Source organism: Pseudomonas hunanensis, from assembly GCF_013393325.1.
GTDB classification, from domain to species: Bacteria; Pseudomonadota; Gammaproteobacteria; order Pseudomonadales; family Pseudomonadaceae; genus Aquipseudomonas; species Aquipseudomonas putida_P.
Genome location: NZ_QJRC01000081.1, coordinates 74,621 through 85,834, shown reverse-complemented (window position 1 = coordinate 85,834; position 11,214 = coordinate 74,621). Strand labels below are relative to the sequence as shown.

Below are 11,214 nucleotides of genomic sequence, written 5' to 3'. Positions count from 1 at the left end.
CGCGCAGTCAGTGGGTTGCGCGGTCCCTGTGGGAGCGGGCGTGCCCGCGAAGAGGCCGGTGAGGGCAGCAGAAAAATCAGACGAGATGCAGGTGGTTGTCCCAGAAACCGGACGGCAGGTTCATCGGCTGCCCGACCAGCTCGGCCTTGGTGCAGTCGTAGAACCGGCAACGGCCCTGCCCGGACGTGACGACAAAACCATCTTTCACCGTACCCACCCCTGCGCAATCGGGCATCGGCGCATCCAGCCGCACCGCGCCGCTGTCCAGGTCCCAGACGAACAGGCGGTTGGCCCGTGGTGCAGTCAGCGCCACCAGCCGCAGTTCGCTGTGGATGGCAACGCTGGCGGTGTACTGGGCCATGGCCTGCAACTGCCGCTCTGGCACCGGGAAGGCCTTGAACGGCTCGCCTGGGCGCTTGATCGCCAGCAGCTCGGCCGTTTCATCGGCATCGCCCATGAACTGCTGGCAAGCGGCGATGGTGCCGTCGCTGCCCACCGCCAGGTGGCGCACGCTGTTCATCTGCTGGGCCAGGGTTTCCTTGCTCAACAGGGTGCCGTCGCGCTGCATCAGTACCAGGCTTGGCTCCATGGCATTGAGGTTCATCTCCACCCGGCTTTCGGCTTCGGTGCGAATGCCGCCATTGGCCACGATCAGCGTTTCGCCGTCGGGCAGCCAGGCCACCTCGTGTGGGCCGATGCCGTGGGTTGGGATCTCGCCGGTGTGCACCAGGCGCTCGCCCTCGAAACGGTATACCCCAAGCACGCCGCGCCCAGGGTCGGTGGTGTCGTTCTCGGTGGCATACAGCCATTCGCCGCCTTTGTGCACCACGGCGTGGCCATAGAAGTGCCGGTTTGGCTGTGAGGCGAGCGTTTGTAGCAAGCGCCCGTCGCGCAAATCGATCAGGTAACTTTCGGTACCGGGGCGGCGGGCGACGAACAGGGCGATCGGCTGCTCGGGGTGGTGGATGATGGCATGGCAACGCTGGGCGACCTGGGTGCTGAACACCTGGGTGCCGTCCAGGCGGAAACCGACGGCATAGTGCTTGCCGTCGCCGTCGTCACGCGCCGAGAGCAGCAAGGGTTCGCTGCCTTTGTTGCGGAACAGGCTCCAGCCGCCCAGGGTGAGGGCGCTGAGCAATACGCTACCGAGTTTGAGTGCCTGGCGTCGCAGCATGATCAGTCACCGTCGTTGGCATTGAAGCCCAGCTGGATGTTCAGCGCCTTGGCCAGGTCGCCTTCGTGCAGGCGGTGGACGGCGTTGAGGCTGTCGTAGATCTGGTTGAGGGTTTGCTGGCCAGCGTCGTCGGCCAGCAACTCACCGAGGGTTTTCTGGTTGTCGGCCAGCAGTTTGAGCGAGGTAGCGTAGGCGGCGTCGATCTTGTCCGCCAGCGCTTTCTGATCGCTGGGCAGCAAGCCGCGCAGGCCCTGGTTGTCGACACCGACCCAGACGGTTTCGGCAGCCTTGAGGGTGGCTTCCAGGCTCTTCAGCGAGGAATGGCTGCGCCAGGCTTCGGCCTGCAGCGGCTGCGGGATGCCCTTGCTTTGGCGGCCCATCGGCGCGCCCAGCTTCTTCTTCAGGGTATCCAGGGCGGTGACCTGGGAGCGCAACAGGTCGGCGATGGCCTCGTGGGAGTCAGCGTAGCGCTGGTTGGGGAACTTGGTCATCTGCGAGAGCATGCCGTCGGTGCTGTTCCAGCTCTTGAGGATCTCCTCGGCCAGGACCTTCTGGTGTTCACCGATGGCCACCAACAGTGGGCAGTAACGGGCTTTCTGCTCGGCAGTGGCGATGTCTGGCTTGCTGTCGAACAGGATGTACTCGTAGGCCGACAGGCCGCGTACTACCACGCTTGCTTTGCCCAGAGCGGCGGCATCGACGGGCTTGTCGCCGTTGACCAGTTGCTCGACCTGGCGGCCGACCAGGTTCTTCTTGTCGGGCCAGAACTGGACCTGCCAGGCGCGGTTGCCTTCGGCCAGCGGGCCGACCAGCAGCGGTTGCAGCTCGGCCCAGGCTTTTTGCGCGTTGAGGAAGTCGGCGCGGGCTTTATCCAGGGACTCCTTGCCTTCGCAGTAGGCCAGGGCGCTGGCGGCCAGCGTGCGGTCGGCTTCGACCCAGCGGCTGTAGGTTGGCAGGATCACCTGCTTGGCGATGGCGGCGGAGGTCACGGCTTGCGGGTCCTGCGGCGAGCAGGCACCGAGGGCGAGTGCGGCGAGGCTGGTGAACAACAGTTTGGGTCGGAACATGCCCGGCTCCTTTGCGCGTTTTAAAGTGAATTCAGGAACGCCAGCAACGCGGCGCGCTGCTCTGCGTTGAATGTGAGCACGAAGTTGCGTGCCGCCTCGGCTTCGCCACCGTGCCAGAGCACGGCTTCTAGCAGGTTGCGGGCGCGCCCGTCGTGCAGGAACTGGCTGTGGCCACTGACCGTTTCACTCAGGCCGATGCCCCACAGGGGCGGGGTACGCCAGTCCTGGCCGTTGGCGGCGAATTCGGTACGCTCGTCGGCCAGGCCAGGGCCCATGTCATGCAGCAGCAGGTCGCTGTAAGGGCGGATGACCTGGTTGGCCAATTCTGGCTCGATCGCATCGGCGGCAGTGGTGAACTGCGGTGTGTGGCACCCCTGGCAGCCGGCCTGGTAGAACAGGTTCTTGCCCGCCAGCACCTGCGGCGAGCCAACGTCGCGGCGGGCCGGCACCGCCAGGTTGCGGGTGTAGAAGGTGACCAGGCGCAGGATGTTGTCGCTGACTTCTTTCTCGCCATCGGCGCCGTCGCCGTTGGGCGCAGCCAGGCAGTCGGTTTGTGCCGGGGTGCAATCGTCATTGGGCTGCAGGGTGCTGGTAAGGCCCATGTCGCCGGCAAAAGCGTGCACGTTCTGCTGGTTGACGTTGGGCTGCCCGGCTTTCCAGCCGAAGCGGCCGATCACGGTCTTGCCCTGGGCGTCGTCCCACACACGGTTGGCACGCCCGCGGATGCCGTCGCGGTTGCGGTCGTCCGGGTCCTCGTTGGCCAGCAGGTCGGCTTCGGGGATGGCCTCGAGCAGGCCCAGGCCGATCATCGGCGGGGCCACCCGCGCCGAAAAGCGTGTGTCGGGGTGCATGACGCCGTAGCCGAGCTGGGTGATCTGCAGGGCAGGCTTGCGCAGCTCGACCTGATGACCGTCCTTGAACGCTACCGTTTCCTGGGTGTAGCTCACCCGTACCTTGCCTTCTGGCGCCACGCCCGGGATGGCCATGTCCTGCAACTGGGTGCCGTACACCGGCTCCGGCACCACGCCGAGGCGTTCGATCACTTTGGCCAGGTAAGGCTGGTCGGGGATCGACAAGCGCACCAGCATGCCCACCGCGTTGCTGTTGCCAGGCTCAGGCGGGTGACCGCGGCCATCGCGCACATGGCAGTTCTGGCAGGCGTTGGTGTTGAACAGCGGGCCCAACCCGTCGCGGGCAGTGGTGGTGGACGGGGCGATCACCCAGGGGTTGCGGAAGAAACTGTTGCCTACGGCAAAGTCCACGCGCCGCTCGGGCGAGAGGTTGGCCGAAGGCAGGGAATAGGCGTTGCGGTCAGTGCGCTGCACAGTCGCCTTGCCGGCCGACAACGCTTCGCCAGGCTCGGCTTGGGTGAAACGCGGGGCGTCGTCACAGGCGGCGAGGGCAAAGGCCAGCAGCAAGGGGGAGAGTCGGGACAGCGACAAGGACATGCAAAATCCTGGGCGTGGACGAAAAACCGGCGTGCAAGCTTAGCAGGCCAGCGGCTCTTGAATAAGAGCAATTTGCAATTACCTGGGTGAAAGGGATGTGAAATGCCAGCATTTTCATGTGCCTGTTCGCGGTCCGGTTGGCCGCGAACAGGCCATCAGCAAAAAAGGCGACCCGAAGGCCGCCTCTTTCAGTACCGCTACAGCAGGATCAGAATTCGTGATCCGCAGTGTCCGGGTTCAGGTTGGCGATGCCCAGCTTGCCTGCAGCCTGCTCGATCGAACCGGTCTGCTTGACCAGGGCGGCGATGGCGTCACGCACGATCTGGTTGCCGGCCGCGTTGTCGGCAGCGATCAGCTGGTCGTAGTGCTCGCCTTTGAGGGCGTGGTCGACGATCACCTGAATCTTGGCTTCGGTGGCCTCCAGGTCGGCCTTGAGGGCTGCATCGGTAGCCGGGTCGACCTTGGCGACCAACGACGACAGGCTTGGGCCGCTTACCTTGGTGCCGTCCGGGCGGGTGTACTCGCCCAGGTAGACGTTGCGGATGCCCTTGGCGTCGTAGAAGTGCGAGTAGTGGGTGTTGTCGCTGAAGCAGTCCTGCTCGTCTTCCGGCGAGTTGGCTTCCAGCGAAACCTTCATGCGCTCGCCAGCCAGTTCGCCCAGCGACAGGCTGCCCATGCCGAACAGCATCTTGCGCAGGCCGTCGTTGACAGGCTCGGCTTCCAGCTTGGCGCGGTAGTTGTCGGCGACGTTCGGTGCCCAGTTGCCGACCATCTCTTCGAGGTCGCTGACCAGCAGGTCGGTAACCGCTTTCAGGTAGGCACGACGGCGGTCGTTGTGGCCACCGGTAGCGCCCTGGCCTTCCAGGTAGTCGGATGCCGGGCGGTTGCCAGCGCCTGGGCCGGTGCCGTTCAGGTCCTGGCCCCAGAGCAGGAACTCGATGGCGTGGTAGCCGGTGGCGACGTTGGCCTCGGAGCCTGCCAGCTCGTTCAGGCTGGCCAGTTTCTCGGGGGTAATGTCCTTGACGTCGACCTTCTCTTCGCCCACCTGAATCTCGGTGTTGGCGATGATGTTGGCGCCAGCGGCCGGGTTGCCCAAGGCGTGCTCGTAGCTCTTGTCGACGTAGTCGATCAGGCCTTCGTCCAGGGGCCAGGCGTTCACCTGGCCTTCCCAGTCGTCGATGATGGTGTTGCCGAAGCGGAAGGCTTCGCTTTGCAGGTACGGTACGCGCGCGGCGAACCAGGCTTCCTTGGCGGCCTTCAGGGTTTCGTCGTTGGGCTTGGCCAGGAACGCGTCGATGGCGGTCTGCAGTGTCTTGGCGGTGCTCAGCGAGTCGCTGTACACGGCGTAGACCATTTCGGTGTAATGCTTGACCACGGCTTTGCCGGCGGCTTCGTCGACGGCCCCTGGCGCAGCAGCGGTGGTGCTGGCGGCAGCAGGTGCCTGGGCTTGCGGCGCGGCGGCTTTTTCGTCCTTGCCTTCGCCGCAACCGGCGAGGGCGATGGCAATGGCCAGCAGACTGGCGGAGGCCAGAGGCATTCGAATCATTATTGGTTTTCCTGCGTCGTGTGGTTGGACCAAGGGGTGGACCGTGCGCCGTGGCACGCGAAACCGCAACATCATGCGAAAGATTTGCATTTGCTGTAAAGGGGCGGGCACGCAATTCATGTAAATCCCGGTCACAGCCTGTAACCGGGCAGGTGGGCTCAGAACATCGAAACCTGGTTGCGTTGCGCCTGCTTGAGGAAGTGGGTCAGCTCGCGGGCCGACAGCGGCTTGCTGTAGTGGTAACCCTGGCCCTCGTGGCAACCCTGGGCAACGATGTAGGTTTCTTGCTCGGCGGTTTCCACGCCTTCGGCGATTACCTGCATGCCCAGGCTCTTGCCCAGCTGGATGATGGCGCGAACGATGGTGGCGTCGTCATCGTCGTCGAGCAGGTCCTGGACGAAGCTCTTGTCGATCTTGATCTTGTCCAGCGGCAGCGATTTCAGGTAACTGAGCGATGAGTAGCCGGTGCCGAAGTCATCGATGGCAATCAGCGCCCCGGAGCGGCGCAGGCTCAGCAGGTGCTGGGCGGCGGTGCTGATGTCTTCCATCAGGCCGGTTTCGGTGACCTCCAGCTCCAGGCTGCGCGGCGGCAGGCGATAGGCCTGCAGCAGGTTGTTGACCACCCGTGGCAGCTCGCTGTGGTGCAACTGCACGGTGGACAGGTTGACTGCCATGCGCAGGTCGCTGAAGCCCTGGTCGTGCCATTCGCGCAATTGCCGGCAAGCCTGGTCCAGCACCCACTCGCCGATGCTGATGATGCTGCCGTTCTGCTCGGCCAGGGGGATGAACTGGTCGGGTGGCACCATGCCCAGCTCCGGGTGCTGCCAACGCAACAGCGCCTCTACGCCGACCACGCGGTGGTCGCGGTAGCTGATCTGTGGCTGATACACCAGGTACAGCTGGTTGCGCGGCAAGGCTTCACGCAGGTCCTTTTCCAGCTCGCGGCGGCGGCGCATCTCGCTGTCGACGCTGGCGATGTAGAACTGGTAGCGGTTGCGCGAACGGGCCTTGGCCAGGGTCATGGTCTGTTCGGCTTTCTGCAGCAGTTTCTCGGTGCTGTCGCCGTCTTCAGGGAACAGGGTGATGCCGATGGTGGCGCGCAGGCGGATCTGCTCGTGGTCGAGGTCGAACGGCACTTCCAGGTCGTCGAGGATGCTTTGCGCCAGTTCGGCCGCTTCGTAGGGTTGCTCGATATTGGCCTGCACCAGGGCGAACTGGTCGCCGCCCAACCGCGCCAGGGCGCCCAGGCGGCCGCTGTGGGCCCGCAGGCGGTCGGCCAGGGCCAGCAGCAATTGGTCACCGACCTGGTAGCTGAACTGCTCGTTGATGCCCTTGAAGTCGTCCAGGCCCACGCACAGCACCGCCACGCGATGCTGCAGGCGGCCGCCGTCGACAAGAATCTTGTCCAGTTGCTGCTGCAATTGCTGGCGGTTGGGCAGGCCGGTGAGGAAGTCGTACTGGGCCATGCGCTGCAGGCTGTTTTCCGCCTCGTGGCGCAGGTGGGTGTTGCGCTCGATCGAGGCCAGCAACTGGTTGGCGGTGTTCACCCACAGGCCCAGCTCGTTCTTCTCGTGGCCTTTGAGCAGCGGTAGCTGGTGCTGGCTGGGGCGGTCGGGGTTGATCTGGGTGAGGTGCTCGATGATCTTCGACAGCGGTTTGGTCAGCAGCCAGTGGTACACCAGATACAGCACCAGGCCCATGGCCAGGGCCCGCAGCACGCCGGAAATGAAGATGATCACCGCGTTGATCAGGAAGTCTTCACCGTAGGACGAGGTGTCCAGGGTAATGCTGAGGTCGCCGTAGTATTCGCTGTATGGGCCGCGGCCAACCAGTTGCGTGGTATAGGTGCGTTCCTGGCCGAGGATCAGGTCGGTGAGCCAGCGCATGGACATGTCCTGCAATGGACGTGACTTTTCTGCCAGCATGGTTTCGTTGGGGTGGCCAATGGAGGCCATGCGCACCGATTCGTCCTGGAACAGGCCTTCCATCACCTGCATGCCCATTTCGCGGTCGAGGCTGTACACCGCCTGGGTCGAAGGGTCGCGGAACATGTCGAGGATGCGCTGGGCATCATTGTTCACGGCCTGGCGGGTCTTGTAGGTGTCGTAGACGATTTGCGCACAGCTGAGCACGACGCCGACCGCCAGCGCCGACAGCAGCACGACCCTGAGCAACTTGACCGACAAGCTGTTCCGCAATTCCAGCTTCAATGGGGTTTCCTTAATCCATGCGCATGGCATCATTTTGCCATCAACGATGACGATACACTATCGGCCGATCATGAGCAGTGTATCGGTTGCCTGACCCCGCAACTTGAGTGCGCTGTATCAATCTTCCAGAGGTTTGATGTTAGCGCGCTATGCGGGCTGAGCAAGCAAAACCGTGCGTGCCTCTGTGGCTGCGGGTTACCCGTGAAGGGGGCCGGCACAGGCATAAAAAAACCCGGCACAAGGCCGGGTCTTTTCATTCAGGGCTGAAGACTCAGGCCTTGAAGGTCTTGCCTTCGAACTGCTCGGCAACGAAGGCCCAGTTGACCAGGTTCCAGAACGCCTCGACGTACTTCGGACGCAGGTTGCGGTAGTCGATGTAGTAGGCGTGTTCCCAGACGTCGCAGGTCAGCAGCGGGGTATCGCCGCTGGTCAGCGGGCAGCCGGCGCCGATGGTGCTGGCCAGGGCCAGGGAACCGTCAGCTTTCTTCACCAGCCAACCCCAGCCGGAACCGAAGGTGCCAACCGAAGTCTTGGTGAATTCTTCCTTGAACTTGTCGAAGGAACCGAAAGCGGCGTTGATGGCGTCTGCCAGGGCACCGGTCGGCTGGCCACCGGCGTTAGGGGCCAGGCAGTTCCAGTAGAAGGTGTGGTTCCAGACCTGAGCGGCGTTGTTGAAGATGCCGCCCGAAGAGGTCTTGACGATCTCTTCCAGGGTCTTGCCTTCGAATTCGGTGCCTGGGACCAGGTTGTTCAGGTTCACGACATAGGTGTTGTGGTGCTTGTCGTGGTGAAACTCCAGGGTTTCCTTGGAGATGTGCGGCTGCAGGGCATCGTGGGCGTACGGCAGCGGCGGCAATTCAAAAGCCATGGTGGATCTCCTGATTCAGGTCTAGTTCGCGGTTTGCGCAGGGCCGATCACGGGCGGCCCTATGAGCGTCGGCGAGTTTGTACTCTTTGCGACGCAAGGGGTCGATCATAGCACCAGCCCCGGCGCATAACCACGCAACAAACATAGGGAATAGAGGTTCCAGAGCGGTTGGCGGTCGCCGACCAGTGGTGGTCGTTTTCAGGCCAGCAGGTGTGTGCCGGGCCTTGCAGGCCTGCGATCAGTTGAAGATCAACTGCGCTGCCACCGCGAACATCATCACCGCCACCATCAGGTCGAGCATGCGCCAGGTCGCCGGCCTTGCCAGCCATGGGGCCAGCCAGGCCGCGCCGATCGCCAGGGTCGAAAACCACAGCAGCGAGGCGCTGGCGGCGCCGGCCACGTAGGCGCCGGGGGCGGTCTGCTGGGCGCCCAGCGAGCCGATCAGCAACACCGTGTCGAGGTACACGTGCGGGTTCAGCAGGGTCACCGCCAGGGCGCTGAGTAGCACGGCACGGCGTGAGCGGGCGCCCTGGCCTTGCTGGTGCTGCAGGCTCTGCTTGGAGCAGGCGCTGCGCAGGGCCTTGGCGCCGTACCAGATCAGAAACACCGCGCCGCCCCAGCGTGCGACCGCCAGCAAGGTCGGGTTGTGCGCCAGCACGGTGGCCAGGCCGAACACCCCGGCTGCCACCAGGAGGGCATCACAGACGATGCACAGTGCCGCCACCGGCAGGTGATGCTCACGGCGCAGGCTTTGGGCAAGTACGAAGGCGTTCTGCGCGCCGATGGCCATGATCAGGCCGAAGGCCACCAGCATGCCGTTGAGGTAGCTTTGCCACATGGCTGGGCTCTCCAAAAAGGTCGTAAAAGATGCTGGTTATTGTGAGGATCGGCACTGTATAAGAAAAACAAATAAAGCTGATCCGTCATTAGGAAAATCGATGTTCGACTACAAGCTCCTGGCCGCCCTCGCGGCGGTGATCGAACAAGGTGGTTTCGAGCGTGCGGCGCAAATACTGGGCTTGTCGCAATCGGCCATCTCCCAGCGCATCAAGCTGCTCGAAGCGCGGGTTGGGCAGCCGGTGCTGGTGCGTGCCACGCCACCCAGCCCGACCGAAGTCGGCCGCCAGTTGCTCAACCACGTGCAGCAGGTGCGCCTGCTTGAACGTGACTTGCAGCGCCAGGTGCCGGCGCTGGATGAAGAGGGCATGCCGGAGCGCCTGCGCATCGCCCTCAACGCCGATAGCCTGGCCACCTGGTGGGCCGGTGCGGTGGGCAATTTCTGTGCGCAACAGAACGTGCTGACCGACCTGGTGGTAGAAGACCAGGAGGTGGGCCTGAAACGCATGCGTGCTGGCGAAGTGGCGGCCTGCCTGTGTGGCAGTGAACGCCCGGTAGCCGGCGCACGCAGCCTGCTACTGGGGGCCATGCGTTACCGGGCGTTGGCCAGCCCCGGGTTCATGGCGCGGCATTTCCCCCACGGCTTCGTCGCCAGCCGCCTGGCCCGCACCCCGGCGATCGTGTACGGCCCGGATGATTTCCTGCAGCATCGCTACCTGGCATCGCTGGGCATCGAGGACGGCTTCCTGCACCACCTGTGCCCGTCATCCGAAGGCTTCCTGCGCATGACCGAAGCCGGGTTGGGGTGGGGCCTGGTGCCAGAACTGCAGGCCCAGGAGCAGCTGGCCAACGGGCAATTGGTGGAAATCTGCCGCGATACCCCTATCGATGTGCCGCTGTACTGGCATCATTGGCGCAATGGCGGGCAATTGCTCGCGCAACTGACCGACCACCTGCGGCACACCGCACGGCATTGGCTGGTGCCCTTGTAGCCACGGCTGGCGTCAGTTGCATCTGAAATCTGGCAAGACGGAGTGTTACATGCGAATTCTGGTCACCGGCGCGAGTGGCTTCATTGGTGGGCGCTTTGCGCGCTTCGCCCTGGAGCAGGGCCTGGACGTGCGCGTCAGCGGCCGCCGTGCCGAAGGGGTGGAGCACCTGGTCAAGCGCGGCGCCCAGTTCATCCCCGGTGACCTGGGCGATGCCGAGTTGGCCCGGCGTTTGTGCCAGGGCGTCGAGGCGGTGGTGCACTGTGCAGGCGCGGTGGGCAACTGGGGGCGTTATCAGGACTTCTACCAGGGTAACGTGGTGGTTACCGAGAATGTGGTCGAGGGCTGCCTGAAAGAGCATGTACGGCGCCTGGTTCATCTGTCCTCGCCGTCGATCTATTTCAATGGCCGTTCACGCCTGGACATCCGTGAAGACCAGGTGCCGCGCCGCTTCCACGACCACTATGGGCAAACCAAACACCTGGCCGAGCAAAAAGTGTTCGGTGCCCAGGAGTTCGGCCTCGAAGTATTGGCGCTGCGCCCGCGCTTCGTCACCGGTGCCGGTGATGCCAGCATTTTCCCGCGGCTGATGCAGATGCAGCGCAAAGGCCGTGTGGCGATCATCGGCAATGGCCTGAACAAGGTCGATTTCACCAGTGTGCACAACCTCAACGAGGCGCTGCTCAGTGCGCTGTTCGTTGATGAACGGGCGCTGGGCCAGGCTTACAACATCAGCAACGGGCAGCCGCTGCCACTGTGGGACGTGGTCAACTACGTGATGCGCCAGATGCAGTTGCCACAGGTTACCCGCTACCGTTCCTACGGCCTGGCCTACAGCTTCGCCGCGCTGAACGAGGCGGCTTGCATGCTGTGGCCAGGGCGCCCGCAACCGACCTTGTCGCGCCTGGGCATGCAGGTGATGAGCCGTGATTTCACCCTGGATATCAGCCGCGCCCGGCAATACCTGGACTACCAGCCCAAAGTCAGCCTGTGGACGGCGCTGGATGAATTCTGTGGCTGGTGGAAGCACTTGCCGCCGGGGCATTGAAGCCGCCCGGCGGACAATGGTCATCAA

At 63.9% G+C, this 11,214-nt stretch carries 9 protein-coding genes; 2 read left to right on the top strand and 7 right to left on the bottom strand.

Translation table 11 applies throughout. The features are described from left to right. Positions 1–76 precede the first annotated feature (76 nt). The 7 genes from DM807_RS10360 to DM807_RS10330 form a co-directional block, all read right to left on the bottom strand. Positions 77–1,174 (bottom strand): DUF1513 domain-containing protein, encoded by a 1,098-nt coding sequence (locus DM807_RS10360; RefSeq protein ID WP_060494284.1) that lies wholly within the window; start codon positions 1,172–1,174, stop codon positions 77–79. A 2-nt stretch (positions 1,175–1,176) separates the two neighbouring features. Further along, the gene (locus tag DM807_RS10355) at positions 1,177–2,241 is read right to left on the bottom strand and encodes an imelysin family protein (RefSeq protein WP_012274027.1); all 1,065 of its coding nucleotides are present in this window, start codon (positions 2,239–2,241) and stop codon (positions 1,177–1,179) included. A gap of 20 nt (positions 2,242–2,261) precedes the next feature. Further along, complete coding sequence (locus DM807_RS10350; protein ID WP_060514012.1) at positions 2,262–3,689, bottom strand: di-heme oxidoreductase family protein; 1,428 nt, start codon at positions 3,687–3,689, stop codon at positions 2,262–2,264. 208 nt (positions 3,690–3,897) lie between these two features. Further along, positions 3,898–5,235 carry an imelysin family protein gene (locus DM807_RS10345; RefSeq protein WP_012274025.1) on the bottom strand — a complete coding sequence of 446 codons (1,338 nt, stop codon included), beginning with the start codon at positions 5,233–5,235 and terminating at the stop codon, positions 3,898–3,900. A gap of 158 nt (positions 5,236–5,393) precedes the next feature. Beyond that, positions 5,394–7,445: a putative bifunctional diguanylate cyclase/phosphodiesterase gene (locus DM807_RS10340; protein ID WP_060494282.1), complete on the bottom strand. Its 2,052-nt coding sequence runs from the start codon at positions 7,443–7,445 to the stop codon at positions 5,394–5,396. A 271-nt stretch (positions 7,446–7,716) separates the two neighbouring features. After that, entirely contained in the window at positions 7,717–8,313 is a 597-nt protein-coding gene (locus DM807_RS10335) for a superoxide dismutase (protein WP_012274023.1), read from the bottom strand. Between the two features lie 238 nt (positions 8,314–8,551). After that, a complete protein-coding gene (locus DM807_RS10330; RefSeq protein ID WP_012274022.1) occupies positions 8,552–9,151 on the bottom strand; it encodes a LysE/ArgO family amino acid transporter in 600 nt (199 codons plus the stop codon). Between the two features lie 100 nt (positions 9,152–9,251). On the opposite strand from DM807_RS10330, the gene DM807_RS10325 reads away from it, so the two are divergent. Both DM807_RS10325 and DM807_RS10320 read left to right on the top strand, forming a co-directional pair. Continuing rightward, a complete protein-coding gene (locus DM807_RS10325; RefSeq protein WP_060514013.1) occupies positions 9,252–10,142 on the top strand; it encodes a LysR family transcriptional regulator ArgP in 891 nt (296 codons plus the stop codon). A gap of 49 nt (positions 10,143–10,191) precedes the next feature. Then, positions 10,192–11,187, top strand: coding sequence for an NAD-dependent epimerase/dehydratase family protein (locus tag DM807_RS10320; RefSeq protein ID WP_012274020.1), 996 nt, complete (start codon positions 10,192–10,194; stop codon positions 11,185–11,187). The last annotated feature ends 27 nt before the right edge of the window (positions 11,188–11,214 follow it).

Bases quoted from the DNA above. Each gene is read 5' to 3' on its own strand.
- DM807_RS10360 (WP_060494284.1), bottom strand. From the start codon at position 1,174: ATGCTGCGACGCCAGGCACTCAAACTCGGTAGCGTATTGCTCAGCGCC.
- DM807_RS10355 (WP_012274027.1), bottom strand. From the start codon at position 2,241: ATGTTCCGACCCAAACTGTTGTTCACCAGCCTCGCCGCACTCGCCCTC.
- DM807_RS10350 (WP_060514012.1), bottom strand. From the start codon at position 3,689: ATGTCCTTGTCGCTGTCCCGACTCTCCCCCTTGCTGCTGGCCTTTGCC.
- DM807_RS10345 (WP_012274025.1), bottom strand. From the start codon at position 5,235: ATGATTCGAATGCCTCTGGCCTCCGCCAGTCTGCTGGCCATTGCCATC.
- DM807_RS10335 (WP_012274023.1), bottom strand. From the start codon at position 8,313: ATGGCTTTTGAATTGCCGCCGCTGCCGTACGCCCACGATGCCCTGCAG.
- DM807_RS10330 (WP_012274022.1), bottom strand. From the start codon at position 9,151: ATGTGGCAAAGCTACCTCAACGGCATGCTGGTGGCCTTCGGCCTGATC.
- DM807_RS10325 (WP_060514013.1), top strand. From the start codon at position 9,252: ATGTTCGACTACAAGCTCCTGGCCGCCCTCGCGGCGGTGATCGAACAA.
- DM807_RS10320 (WP_012274020.1), top strand. From the start codon at position 10,192: ATGCGAATTCTGGTCACCGGCGCGAGTGGCTTCATTGGTGGGCGCTTT.